This window comes from Duganella sp. LjRoot269, from assembly GCF_964254095.1.
Taxonomy (GTDB): Bacteria; Pseudomonadota; Gammaproteobacteria; order Burkholderiales; family Burkholderiaceae_D; genus Rugamonas; species Rugamonas hordei.
The window spans coordinates 3158548-3171143 of the sequence record NZ_CAXUSL020000001.1; the positions used below are offsets into that span (position 1 = coordinate 3158548).

Annotated in this window: 9 protein-coding genes; 2 read left to right on the plus strand and 7 right to left on the minus strand. The window is 65.9% G+C overall.

Annotated features, from left to right (window positions below; all coding sequences use genetic code 11):
- The first annotated feature begins 7 nt into the window (after positions 1 to 7).
- Positions 8 to 1879 (plus strand): MFS transporter, encoded by a 1872-nt coding sequence (locus ACSQ3S_RS14220; RefSeq protein WP_436142753.1) that lies wholly within the window; start codon positions 8 to 10, stop codon positions 1877 to 1879.
- A 121-nt stretch (positions 1880 to 2000) separates the two neighbouring features.
- On the plus strand, positions 2001 to 3854 hold the full coding sequence (locus ACSQ3S_RS14225) for a patatin-like phospholipase family protein (RefSeq protein ID WP_176650232.1): 1854 nt from the start codon (positions 2001 to 2003) through the stop codon (positions 3852 to 3854).
- A gap of 3 nt (positions 3855 to 3857) precedes the next feature.
- On the opposite strand, the gene ACSQ3S_RS14230 is transcribed toward ACSQ3S_RS14225, so the two are convergent.
- The 7 genes from ACSQ3S_RS14230 to ACSQ3S_RS14260 form a co-directional block, all read right to left on the minus strand.
- Positions 3858 to 5399, minus strand: coding sequence for an HAL/PAL/TAL family ammonia-lyase (locus ACSQ3S_RS14230; RefSeq protein ID WP_436142754.1), 1542 nt, complete (start codon positions 5397 to 5399; stop codon positions 3858 to 3860).
- A gap of 5 nt (positions 5400 to 5404) precedes the next feature.
- Entirely contained in the window at positions 5405 to 6247 is an 843-nt protein-coding gene (locus ACSQ3S_RS14235) for a betaine/proline/choline family ABC transporter ATP-binding protein (RefSeq protein ID WP_176650234.1), read from the minus strand.
- The gene (locus tag ACSQ3S_RS14240; RefSeq protein WP_176650235.1) at positions 6244 to 7125 is read right to left on the minus strand and encodes an ABC transporter permease; all 882 of its coding nucleotides are present in this window, start codon (positions 7123 to 7125) and stop codon (positions 6244 to 6246) included. Before ACSQ3S_RS14240 ends, ACSQ3S_RS14235 begins: the two co-directional genes overlap by 4 nt.
- Positions 7126 to 7133: 8 nt before the next feature.
- Complete coding sequence (locus tag ACSQ3S_RS14245) at positions 7134 to 8183, minus strand: ABC transporter substrate-binding protein (RefSeq protein WP_436142755.1); 1050 nt, start codon at positions 8181 to 8183, stop codon at positions 7134 to 7136.
- 27 nt (positions 8184 to 8210) lie between these two features.
- On the minus strand, positions 8211 to 10508 hold the full coding sequence (locus tag ACSQ3S_RS14250) for a TonB-dependent receptor (protein WP_353397655.1): 2298 nt from the start codon (positions 10506 to 10508) through the stop codon (positions 8211 to 8213).
- Positions 10509 to 10956: 448 nt separating this feature from the next.
- Positions 10957 to 12060: a GDSL-type esterase/lipase family protein gene (locus tag ACSQ3S_RS14255; RefSeq protein ID WP_436142756.1), complete on the minus strand. Its 1104-nt coding sequence runs from the start codon at positions 12058 to 12060 to the stop codon at positions 10957 to 10959.
- A 10-nt stretch (positions 12061 to 12070) separates the two neighbouring features.
- Complete coding sequence (locus ACSQ3S_RS14260; protein WP_413447955.1) at positions 12071 to 12562, minus strand: hypothetical protein; 492 nt, start codon at positions 12560 to 12562, stop codon at positions 12071 to 12073.
- Positions 12563 to 12596 lie beyond the last annotated feature (34 nt).

Here is a 12596-nt window from a genome sequence, read left to right on the forward strand (position 1 = left end):
GAGACCCATGTCTTCACAAAAAAACTATCAGATGTTTCTGGCCGTGGTCAGCGGCCTTGCCGGGCTGCTGTACGGGATTGATATCGGCATCATCGATCCGGCGCTACCTTACCTGAACCGCTCCACCAGCCTGTCGGAAGGCCAGCTGTCGATGGTGGTGGCGGCGGTGCTGGCCGGTTCGATTCTGGGATCGGTGGTGGCGGGCGCGTTGGCCGACTGGCTGGGGCGCAAGCCGATGATGGTGGTCAGCGCGCTGATGTTTGTCGGCAGCGTGGCGGTGATCTATCTGTCGCAGTCCTTCGTGCCGCTGATGCTGGGCCGTCTGCTGCAGGGCATGAGCGGCGGGGTCATCGCGGTGGTGGTGCCGCTGTATCTGGCCGAGTGCCTGCCCGCCGCCCAACGCGGGCGCGGAGTGGCGGTGTTCCAGTTCATGCTGACGGTCGGTATTGTGCTGGCGGCCTTTGTCGGCAACCACTATCTGGGCAACGCGGAACTGGAGATACAGGCCGCCGGTTCGGATCAACAGCGCATCGTGGCCGCGGCCGATCACGCCTGGCGCAGCATGTTCCTGACCGTGATGTATCCGGGCGCGCTGTTCTTCCTGGGCTGCTGCCTGGTGTCGGAATCGCCGCGCTGGCTGATACGCAACGGGCGGCCGGAGAAGGCGCGCGCCGCGTTGGCGCGCCTGTTGCCGCCGGCGGTGGCCGAGACGGAGTTTGACGAGATCGGCAACGCGCTGGCGGTGGAACGGGCGCGGCCGAAAACGTCGCCCGTGGCTGCGGCGATGGAGATGTTGACCGAACGCCGCTATGTGCTGCCGTTCATCCTGGCCTGCATCATCCTCGGCTGCAACCAGGCGACGGGCATCAACTCGGTGTTGCAGTTCATGACCACCATTTTGCAGAAGGCCGGCCTGGATCCGGTGGCGGCGGCCGGCTACGGCACGGTGATCAAGATCCTCAATTCGGTGATGACGGTGGTGGCGATCGTGCTGGTCGAACGCAAGGGCAGGGTGTTCCTGCTGAAGCTGGGCACCGGCGGCATCATGGTGTCCTTATGCCTGCTGGCTTTGCTGTTCTACCGCTTCGAGTCGCAGCGCGTCGATGTGCGCGCGGAAGTGGCTGCGCTGGTCAAGGACAACCGTCTGGACTTCAACCTGGCGGATGCCCGCTGGGCCGGACAAGGGGCGGTGCAGCTCAGCATACTGTATCAGTACGGCGACCATCAGCAGGTGGCCGAAGCCTACACGCCGACCGAGGCATCGCAGGCGGTGTTGAAGCGCGCGGCCGACGTGGTGCAGGCGTTGCCGGCCGGGCAGCGCGCGCTGCTCGAACAGGCGCAGCTGGCATGGAGCGGACGCGGTGCGGCGGCCGCGGCGGAACCGGCGCAGCAGCTGATTGCGACGCTGCCGCCGGCGTCGCGTGAGGAACTGAATGCGGCGCTGCGTGTGCATGCGGCCCAGCATGTGCAGGTGCAGGCGGCCGGTGCGGCTGCCGGGCAGGCGCCGCTGCGGATTCTGCGCGCCAGCGTCGGACCGACCCCAAGCCGCGCGACCGGCCTGCTGGCGGTCCTGTGCATTGCCGGCTTTATCGCCTTTTTCTCGATCGGACCGGGGGTGTGCGTCTGGCTGGCGCTGTCGGAGCTCATGCCCACGCGGATACGTTCGGTGGGCATGGGCGTGGCGCTGCTGATCAACCAGGGCACCGGCACGCTGATCGCAGGCGCTTTCCTGCCTATCGTCGGGAACTACGGCTTCCACGTGATGTTCCTGTTCTGGACCGCCTGCACGGTGGTGTACTTCGTGACCGCCGCGTTCTTCCTTCCCGAGACCAAGGGCAAGTCGCTGGAAGAAATCGAGCGGTTGTTTGCGCGCGCCTGACCAGGGGGCATGGCACGCTGGATGTGGCGATTGACGGACATCAAAGAGAGGCAGGAAACGCTGCGAATTCAGCTGCGGATCAAGGTGTATAACTTCCTTTTTTGTTCGCTAAAGGGTGATCATGACTACCGAAAATCTACCCGATAGAAATATCGCTATCGTCTGCCAGGGCGGCGGCAGCCATGCCGCCTACGCCGCCGGCGCGCTGCAAATGCTGCTGCCGGAACTGGGCGAGAACGGACCGTTGCGCCTGGTCGGCATCAGCGGCACTTCCGGCGGCGCCATCTGTGCGCTGCTGGGCTGGTACGGCAACCTGGAGGGCGGTCCCGCCACCGCACAGCGCAAGCTCGAACGGTTCTGGCTGTCCAACTGCGCGCAGCTTCCCGGGGAAAAGCTGTGGAACGACTGCGCCATCCAGGGCGCCGAGTCGTTACCCTATGAAATCCTGTTCAGTCCCTACCAATGGCCGATGGAGGCCAGCCTGTACCTGCTCACCAGCCTGTGGCCGACGCTGGCCTCCTACCCGACGCCGCTCGACTGGTCGCCCTACCAGCTGTGGGGACGGGGCGAATACTTCCAGCTCGACGAGTTGATCAAGCCGCACGTGGATTTCGAGCTGATCGCCGCGCTCGGCGCCCTGTGCAGCATTCCCGACTACATCGCACGCTGGAAGGCGACCGACCTGCACGCCCTGATCTATGACGAGGCCGAGGCCGGCACAGCGCCCCACCGCGCGCGCAAGCACCGGTTGGAAGACCTGATCCGCGACGGCCTGGCCCAGCCCGACAATATCCGCCGCCTGATGGACCGCAACCGCTTTGCCGCCAATGCGCCGCTGCGGAAGGCGCTGGGCGACTGGCAGGCGCCGCCGGTGGACTTCGGCAATCCGGATTCGATCGACGACCTCAACGATGATGTCAGCCGCATGATGGTGAACATCCCGCAACTGCTGCTGGGCGCCGTCGATGTCGGCAATGGCGAATTCGTTGCCTTCAGCAGCCAGCGGGCGCTCAAGGAGAACGGTATTTCCCTGAACGCGGTGCTGGCTTCGGCGGCCCTGCCGTGGCTGTTCAAGGCGGTCGAGATCGAGAGTCAAAGCGAGGACGGTGAAGCCCGCGTCGACAAATACTGGGACGGGCTGTTCTCGCAAAACCCGCCGATCAAGAATTTCATTTCCGGCAGCAAGAACAAGCGCAAGCCGGACGAGTTTTGGGTGGTGCAGATCAATCCGGTCGGCACCGACGTCGAGAAACTCAAGTCGGACATCTGGGACCGCCGCAACGAACTGTCCGGCAACCTGTCGTTGAACCAGGAAATCTTCTTTATCAGCGCGATCAACAAGCGCATCGAGGTCGAGGCCAACATGGCGCCGAAACCCAAGCCGGGCGGTGACCCGGCCGAGGCCGAGGCCGACAAGCATGTGATCGTTCACCGCATCATCATGGACGGCGAGGCGGTCGAGCGCAAGTCGGGCAAGACCCTGGGCGCGCTGTCCAAGTTCGACCGCGACGCCGTGCTGGGCCAGGCCCTGCGCGAGGACGGGCGCGAACAGGCCCGCCGCTTCCTGCTGATGCGCGCCACCATGCTGCGCCTGTGCGATGACCTGGAGCGGCCCGAGTACGACACCATCTCGGCCAATTCAGCCGGCACGCTGGCCGCGCTCAGGCGCATGCGCAGCAGCGATGGCGGCGGCAAGCTGCGCCTGATCGTCGACGAGACCGTCATGCCGTCGACGGCGCGTGACGGACAGGATGGTACGCGCCACCATGCGCTGGCGCGCTGGCACGCCAGCGGCGGCTACAACGGCAAGTCGCTCGACGTGGAAGGGGAAACGGAATTCGACTTCCTGCAGAACGGCCAGCTGTCGATCCAGGTGAAGGAAATCCGCATCGCGTCGATCGACGAGACGCCGCCGCCCAAGCAGCCGGCGCAGCAGCGCGCGGGCGCCGCGCAGCGGCCCGGATTGCTGCACTGAGGTCTACGGCGCCGGCCACAGCTTTCTGCCCAGGGCCGCCTCGAAGACGGCCAGTTGCCGGCGGTCGTCGATCAGATAGTCGGCCAGCATGATGTCGTGCGAGACGATGCGGTCTTCCAGCAGCGGCGGCACCTTGCTGCGCAAATGGTCCAGCGCCAGCCGCGTGCCTTGTCCCAGCTCCATGCCGGGATAGAAATACAGCCCCTGGCCGGCCGTGATGTATTCGATCGCCAGCACCTTCTGCACGTTGTTCAGTATCCGCAGCAGGTTCAGCGTGGCCGGCGTGCCCAGCGACAGGTGGTCCTCCTGTTGCGCCGAAGTGATGTAGTTGTCCAGCACCATGGGCTGGGCCAGCATCTTGTTTTCCGCGACCAGCGAGGCCGCCGCGTACTGGACGATCATCAGACCGGAATTGACGCCGCTCTCGGCGATCAGGAACGGCGGCAGGCCGCTGACATGCGGGTTGACCAGGCGGTCGACGCGGCGCTCGGCCACGCCGCCCAGCTCCGCCACCGCCATCGACAGCGTGGTGGCGGTCATCGCCATCGCCTCGCCGTGCGGATTGGCTTGCGATAGCACGCGGTAGTTGTGCTGGTCGCCGAACACCAGCGGATTGTCGTTGGCCGATTGCAGTTCGATGTTGATCTGCCGTTCGGCGTGGGCGATCTGCTCGCGCGCGGCGCCGTGGATCTGCGGCATGGAGCGCAGGCTCAGCGCATCCTGGGTGCGGATGCCCTGGCCGCCGCGCAGCACCGCGCTGTCGGCCAGCAGCGCGCGCAGATTCGCGGCCACGTGGATTTGTCCGGGATACGGCTTTTGCAGCATCGCCTCGGCGTCGAAGGCGCTCATCTGGCCACGCAGGGCCTCGAAACTCATGGCGCCGATCACGTCGGCCCAGCACGCCAGCCGCTTGGCATGGTCCAGCGCCAGGCACAGCAGGCCGGTCATGCAGGGCAGGCCGTTGACCAGGCTCAGGCCGTCCTTGGCCGCCAGCGCCACCGGCGCCAGTCCGGCCATCGTCAGCGCCGCGCCGGCGGGCATGGTCTGCCCGCGGAAGCGCACGTCGCCCAGGCCGATCAGCGTCAGGCCGACGTGGGCCATGTGCGTCAGATAGCCCACCGAGCCCTGCATGGGCACGACGGGCGTCAACCCCAGGTTCAGGAAGTCCAGCAATTGCCGCACCACGTGCGCGCTGATGCCGGAATGGCCGCGGCTGTAGTTGATGATTTGCGCGCACATGATGGCGCGCGTTTCGACCACGCCCAGCGTGGCGCCCAAGCCGCAGGCATGGCTCTTGAGGGTGCGCCGCGACAGCTCGGCCAGTTGCTCGCCGCCGAGCACGACTTCGGACAGGGCGCCCAGGCCGGTGTTGATGCCGTAGGCCTTGACGCCGTCGGCGACGATGCGCTCGACGATCAGGCGCGCGTCTTCGATGCGCCGCCACAGGGCGGCGCTCAGTTCGAGCCGGGCGCCGTGGGCGACGCGGACCACGTCGTCGTAGCGGGCCGGGGCCGCTTCGTCGAGAATGATGGTTGTTGTCTGCATGGCGGTCATCCCACCCGGGCCGGCAGCGCCGCCGCATGGCCGCGCTTTTCGACGAATTTGCGGACATAGTCGTCCGCCGGCGTACTCAGGATCTCGTCCGGCGTGCCCACCTGCACCAGCCTGCCGTCGCGCAGGATGGCGATGTGGTCGCCCAACTTGAGCGCCTCGTCCAGGTCGTGGGTGATGAAGATGATGGTCTTGTGCAGCGTGGTCTGCAGCGACAGCAGCTGGTCCTGCATGTCGTCGCGGATCAGCGGATCGAGGGCGCTGAAGGCCTCGTCCATCAGCAGCACGTCGGTGTCGGCCGCCAGCGCGCGCGCCAGGCCCACGCGCTGGCGCATGCCGCCGGACAGCTCGTCGGGGTATTTGTCCTCATAGCCCTTCAGGCCGACGCGCGCCAGCCAGGCGGCGGCCTTGGCGCGGGCCTGCGGCTTCGGCTCGCCGCGCGTCAGCAGCGCGAAGGCGGCGTTGTCGAGCACCGTCTGGTGCGGCATCAGGCCGAAACCCTGGAACACCATGCTGATGCGGCTGCGCCGCAGTTCGCGCAACTCGCCCTCGGACATCGACACCACATCGCGGCCGTCGATCAGGATCTCGCCGGCGCTGGGATCGATCAGGCGGTTGAAGTGGCGCACCAGCGTCGATTTGCCGGAGCCGGACAGGCCCATGATGACGAAGATTTCGCCGGCCTGGATGTCCAGCGACACGCCGCTGAGGCCGACGTTGCAGCCGGTCTGGGCCAGCACGTCTGCCTTGCTGGCGCCGTCGTTAAGCAACTGCAACCCCTGCCGCCAGCGCGCGCCGAAGATCTTGCAGACGTTCTTGACTTGGATTTTGTAGGGCTTCATGGTTTGGCCTTGTCTGCTTGCGTCATGCGCTGACGGCGGTCTCTGCCGTAGCCCTGGGTGATGCGGTCCATCACGATCGCCAGGATGACGATGGCGATGCCGGCCTGCAGGCCCTTGCCGATGTTGACGGTCTGTATGCCCTCGAGCACGTCCTCGCCCAGGCCGCGCGCGCCTATCATGGAGGCGATCACGACCATGCCCAGCGCCATCATGATGGTCTGGTTCAGGCCGGCCATGATGCTGGGCCGCGCCAGCGGCAGCTGCACCGTGATCAGCAATTGCCAGCGCGTGGTGCCGAAGGAGCGGGCGGCCTCGGTCAGCTCGCCGCTGACCTGGCGGATGCCAAGGTCGGTCAGCCGTATCAGCGGCGGCGTGGCATAGATGATGGTGGCCAGGATGGCCGGCACCTTGCCCAGCCCGAACAGCATCAGCACCGGCACCAGGTAGACGAAGCTGGGCATGGTCTGCATCACGTCCAGCAGCGGCATCAGCAGCCGGCGCAGGCCGTCGCTGCGGGCGCTGAGGATACCCAGCGGCACCGCCAGCAGCACCGCGATCAGCGTGGCGACCAGCACCAGCGCCAGGGTCTGGATCAACTGGTCCCACAGGCCGAGACAGCCCACCAGCAGCACGCAGGCGGTGTAGCCGGCGGCGTGGCCCCAGCGCCGCGTGGCGTGCAGGCTGAGCAGGAATACGCCGGCCAGCACCAGCCACCAGGGCAGGGCGCGCAGGGCGCCTTCGAACGGCACCAGCACATGGCGCAGCAGCCAGATCGAACCGTCGTGGAAGGCGTCGCCGAAGCGGCTGTTGATGACGTCGACCGTCTCGTTGATCGGCTCGACCAGGGAAATATTAAGCGCCTCGGGGAACGATGGCATGTCTAACCTCACTTAAGCGTGGAACTGATTTTGGCCGCGATATCGGTCGGCATCCAGGCCTGCCAGATGGCGGGCTGGCGCTTGAGGAACAGCTGGGCCAGCGCCGTCGCCTCCAGTTTTTTGGCCTCGCGCTCGGCCAGCAGGGCGTTGATCAGATCGACCGGCACGTTCATCCGCTCGAACAGCGCGGTCAGCACCGGGTCGGCATCGTGGAAGGCGCGCGACACGCCCACCCGCAGCCGGTTGGGCGGATTGACGGTGCCGCAGGGGCGGCTGTTGTTCTGCGCGGTCAGCGTGTCCCAGCAGGCCTGCGAAAAGGCCGGTTCCTCGAGCCGGATGAATTTGTAGCGGCCCATCATCGCGGTCGGGCTCCAGTAGTAGAACAGCACCGGGCGGCCGCGCTGGACCGCCGAGGCGATCGCCGCGTCCAGCGCCGGCCCGGTGCCGGGACGGAAGTTGACGTAGCTGGCGTTCATGCCGTAGGCCTTGAGCTTTTGCGTGTTCACGCCCTGGCAGGTCCAGCCGGTCGGGCAGTTCAGGAAGCGGCCCTTGTCCGGCTCCTCGTCGTCCATGAACACGTCCTTGTAGCGCGCCAGGTCGGCCACCGAGCGCAGGCCGGGCGCCGCCGCCTTGATGCCGCGCCTGGCGTCGCCCTTGACCACGTACTCCGGCACATACCAGCCCTCGGACGAGTCCTTGATGATATCGCCCACCGCCACCACCTTGCCGGCCTTGGCTGCGTCGTTCCAGGCGGTGCTGCGGCCTATCCATTCCTCGGCGAAGACCTGGATGTCGTTGCGCGCCAGCGCCAGTTCCATCGCGATGCTGGTGCCGGGCAGGACGTCGGTCTTGCAACCGTAGCCCTGCTCGAGCACGTAGCGCATCACCTCGGTCAGGAAGCGCGCGCTCTCCCAGTTCAGTCCGGCGAAATTGACGGTCTTGCCGCCGGCGCACCAGCTCGAGGCCGGCGCCGCTGTTGCGGCAGCGGCGGCCGGCGCCGCAGCGGCCAGCGCCGCGCCGGCCAGCACCGCGGCGGCGATATCGCGATATGTTTTCATCAATGCCTCATCCACCAATGCCCGCCATCAGAAACGCGCCTTGACGCGCACGCCCACGGTGCGCGGCCGGGCCATGTAGATGGTGTCGCCGGGCTGCAGGCCGTTCGGATCACGGGTCACGTCGACCACCTTGGTGCGGTTGTTCAGGTTGGTGCCGAACAGGCCGAACTCGTATTTGCCCGACTTGTAGGACAGCGCCGCGTTCAGCATACTCGACGATGGGATTTCCGCATAGTTGCTGCCGGTCGGCGCGAAGTCCGTGTAGGAGTTGCCGCGATAGGAATAGGTCGCGGCGATGCCCACCTCGTCGTTGTTGGCCAGCGGCACCGTATAGTTGAACGACAGGCTGGCGGTCAGGCGCGGCGCGTACGGCGTGCGGGTGCCGGCCGGCGCCGATTGCGCCTCGAGCGGTGTGATGATGGCGGTCTTGGCCTTGGCGTCGGTGTAGGCCGCGTTGAAGCCCAGGCTCATGCGGCGCGCCAGCTTGACCATCGATTCGATTTCCAGACCCTGGCTGCGGATCTTGCCGGCGTTCTGCGTGTAGTAGTAGGAGCAGGGCAGGTAGTTGGCGACCTGTACTTTTTCCCAGTCGATCAGGAAGGCCGCCACGTTCAGGCTCACGCGCTGGTTGAGGAAGGTGTTTTTCGAGCCCAGCTCATAGCTCCACAACTGGTCCGGGCCGAAGCTGGCCGGCGCCTGGATGCCGCACAAGGTTTGCGGCACCGGCTGGTTGTTGCCGCCGTAGCGGAAGCCCTTGCCGGCCTGGGCGTAGAGCAGATGCTCGGGGTCCAGGTGGTAGGCGGCGGCGAAGCGCGGATTGCCGCCGCGCGCGCTGGCCTTGCTGCTGACGACGTTGGGCGTGCCGACCGGCGCATCGACCGTGGCCGCAGGCGTGTTGCCGTAGTAGCCGGTGAAGCGCAGCTTGAAGTCCTCGGACTCGGTGAACAGGCGCACGCCGGCCGTCAGGTCCAGCTTGTCCCACAGCGTGTAGGTCGCTTCGGCGAACAGCGCGGCCTGGCGCGAGCGCGACTCCTGGGTGCCGGAGAACTGGTCGTCCTTGTTGAAGGCCAGGTCGTTGACCAGCGAGCTGTAGCCGGGGAAACCGTAGGCGGCCGCGTAGCGCGCGTCCATGCCCGGGGTCGGTTCATCCTCCCAGAAGTCGCGCTTGCCGCTTTCGAGGAACAGGCCACCGGTCCATTTCAGCGGGCCGGCGTCGGTCGAGTTGAGGCGGAATTCCTGGGCGAAGTCCTGCAGCTTGTTGGCGATCGTGTAGTCGGCCTGGATCAGGCTCTGGCCGGGGAAGATGAAGGCGGTGGTGTTGTATTCGTCCGATTTCTTGTACAGCGTCTTGCGGTGCACGAAGGTGGTCGACGACACCAGTTCCGCCCGGGCCAGCTTGTAGTTGACGGCCAGGTTATACAACTGCATGTCGTCCTTGGTCTTCTGCTCCGTCATGGCGCTGGTGGTGAACGGCGCCAGGCCGCTGAAGGCGCCGTTCAGGCCGCCGTCCATCGAGGAGGCGGTGATGCTGGCGTCCACCGTCAGGTCGGGCGAGGCCTGCAGGCGCATGGCCACGCGGCCCTGGTCGGTGTGGCTGTCGTTGGTGCGCTTGCCGTTCAGGACGTTCTTGACGTAGCCGCTGTCCTCGCCGGTGTAGCCGGTCACGCGTAGGCCCAGCACGCCTTCCTTGACGGGAACGTTGACCATGCCGCGCAGGTTGCCGTTGTTGCCGCCGTTGCCGGAGGTGCTGGAGCCGACCGCCTCGAACGAGCCGAACATCGAATCGGTATCGGGTTTTTGCGTGATCTGGCGTATCGTGCCGGCCATGGCGCCGGCGCCGTACAAGGTGCCCTGCGGTCCGCGCAGCACTTCGATGCGCTCCAGGTCCAGCACCTTGAGGTCGGGATTGCCGGACTTGAGCGTGACGGGCATGTCGTCGACGTACACCGCCACCAGCGAGGCGTCGGCGATTTCCGACGGCGTGATGCCGCGCACGACCAGGCCGCGCATGGTGATGTTGTTGACGCCGGGACCTTGCTCCTGCATGTCCACCGACGGTGCGAGGCGGGCGATGTCCGCCAGTCCGGACAGGCCGAACTTGGCCAGGCTTTCCGGCTTGATGGCGGTCAGCGCCATCGGCACCTGCTGGATTTCCTCGGCGCGGGCCGAGCGCGAAGCGGTCACCTCGATGCGCTCGATCTGGTCGGCGCGGTCGGCGGCCGGCGCGGCGGCACTGGCTGGCGCCGGCGCCTGCGTTTGCCCGGAAACGATGGCGCTGGCCGAAACCATCGCCAACGCACTCAACCCCATCAGTTTGTTCCCCATTTTGTCTTTCCTTCGTCTGGTCTGGATAGCTACATGAAATTGCACCATCACATGGCGGCGTGGCACCAAAATGGAGCGCCACTATGCCTTGCGGAGGCGAACTGAATTGCACTTGGCGACACATTGTCTATACATGCTAACTGCTGTTGTCTATACAATTGGCTGCGACAAACGTACAGAGCAGGATGCGTGCCAGGTATTCAAGGTCAACGGGGTGCGATAGCACGAGCTGACTGACTTGCCGTTTTGCCCGGTAAGGCAGGCCGGCGTCAGGTTGTTGCAGGGTGAAGCAAGGCTAACATTGCTATCCAGAGTTGTATAGACAATTTAATGATTGCAAGCTGCTTGTTGTATTTACGTCAGCCTGACTCGAGGGCAACGGGCAGCATGCTGCCGGCCGGCCGATGCGTCTGGCCGGCTGCCCCAGTGCGACGATGAACGCATGGTCTTATGGATTGGTGCCGGGATCCGCGGCATCGATGATGCCGGTTAGCGCGTCCGCGATGGTCTTGTCGTCGGCCACCGAGGGATGCCAATGGCAGCCGGTGAACGCCAGGCCATTCACCGGGATGAACGCGACCCGGCTTTCGCCCGCCGCCTTCAGCCTGGCCACGACTGTTTTGAGTTCGGCCTGGATTTCTCCGTTGGCGCCATCGGTGGCCCAGAGAATAAAACGGGCCTGCGGATTGCGGGCGCGCAGCCCAAGGACGAATTCGACATACGCGGCCTCGTAATCGGCATGCAAGGCTTCCCTGGAGGCCCACTTTTCGCCCGGGTGGAGCGCGGTGGAAAAGTCATTGGTGCCGAGCGAGATGACGATCCACTTTGGTTGCCATGCGGCGGCGGTGTCGCGCTGGGCGTGGTCGAACAGGACATAGGGGTAGGCGGCGGGCAGCGTGTCGCCGGCGCCGCCGTCGAAGTTGCGTACCACGCCGCGGCCGGAAATGGCGTGGATCCGGTAGTCCGCGTTGTAGCGACGCGCCGTCAGCGCGCCGTAGCCTTGGCTGTTGTCGGTACTTGCCCAAACCTGGTTCTGGCTGCAGTCGCGCGTCGGCGAGATATTGCCGTAGCCGACAGTGTGGGAATCGCCGATAAATTCGATCTGACGCGCGCGGCGCGCCATCGGCAAGGGCTGCGCGCCGTCGGGCAAGGCGAAGCCGCCGAACAGCCTGGGGCCGGACTGGTTCTCGCTGACCGATTCAAGACGCACCGTATGCGCACCCGGGGCCAGTCCCCCGATCCGGTACCAGCCCGGCGCCGGCTTGACCATGTCCTCCAGCCGCGCCGAGTCGACCAGCACGTGCAGGATGACCTCACCCGGTTCGACCTTGAAATACAGTTCCCGGCCTTCGAATGCGGCCTCGAAGTAGATGCCGGGCCATTGATAGCGGTAGCCTGCGCCCTCGGGCGAGACGCGCCCGCTCACCGACGCCGGCAACGCATGCAGGGAGGGTGGCGAGGGCGCGGCGACGATGGCGACCGGCGCCGGAGCGGCATGGGCGGCGCCCGCGATCAAGGCGCTCGCGAGCGCCATTGCGATAGGTGTTCTCATGCCTGATGCCTTATTCGAACTGGATGCGGGTGATGTAGTAGGCGCTGTAGGGGTTGGCCAGTCCCTGCACGCAGATGCCGTCGATGGTCTTGCCCTCGACGCCGAGATCCTTGAGCGGCACCTCGACCAAGGCCCAGGTCTTCGCCTTGGCGACGATCTGGAAATTCGACTCGACGGGCTTGCCGTCCACCATGGCCTTGATCAGCAGCGCCTGGCCGCCGTTCGTCCCGCCGTTGATGCTGAAGGTCAGCTTGCTCAAGCCTTGCGTGGAGAAGGCGTCGTGGTGCAGGGCCAGGGCGCTCCAGGGATCGCCCTCGACCTTGATCGGCTTGGCGCCGCCGGCCGGCACGGCCAATTGGACCTTGGCCCAGCTCCAGTTCTGCCAGCCGTTTTGCAGCCCATCGTCGTAGGCGACGAGCGTCTGGGCCAGCGCCGCGCCGCTGGCGAGGAACGCAATCTGGGCGATCGCCATGGCGATGGCGGCTTTTTTAAATTTTCTCATTCATGGTCTCCTTATGATGTGGCGACTATCTTGT

Bases quoted from the DNA above. Each gene is read 5' to 3' on its own strand.
- ACSQ3S_RS14240 (WP_176650235.1), bottom strand. From the start codon at position 7,125: ATGCCATCGTTCCCCGAGGCGCTTAATATTTCCCTGGTCGAGCCGATC.
- ACSQ3S_RS14225 (WP_176650232.1), top strand. From the start codon at position 2,001: ATGACTACCGAAAATCTACCCGATAGAAATATCGCTATCGTCTGCCAG.
- ACSQ3S_RS14260 (WP_413447955.1), bottom strand. From the start codon at position 12,562: ATGAGAAAATTTAAAAAAGCCGCCATCGCCATGGCGATCGCCCAGATT.
- ACSQ3S_RS14250 (WP_353397655.1), bottom strand. From the start codon at position 10,508: ATGGGGAACAAACTGATGGGGTTGAGTGCGTTGGCGATGGTTTCGGCC.
- ACSQ3S_RS14255 (WP_436142756.1), bottom strand. From the start codon at position 12,060: ATGAGAACACCTATCGCAATGGCGCTCGCGAGCGCCTTGATCGCGGGC.
- ACSQ3S_RS14230 (WP_436142754.1), bottom strand. From the start codon at position 5,399: ATGCAGACAACAACCATCATTCTCGACGAAGCGGCCCCGGCCCGCTAC.
- ACSQ3S_RS14245 (WP_436142755.1), bottom strand. From the start codon at position 8,183: ATGAAAACATATCGCGATATCGCCGCCGCGGTGCTGGCCGGCGCGGCG.
- ACSQ3S_RS14220 (WP_436142753.1), top strand. From the start codon at position 8: ATGTCTTCACAAAAAAACTATCAGATGTTTCTGGCCGTGGTCAGCGGC.
- ACSQ3S_RS14235 (WP_176650234.1), bottom strand. From the start codon at position 6,247: ATGAAGCCCTACAAAATCCAAGTCAAGAACGTCTGCAAGATCTTCGGC.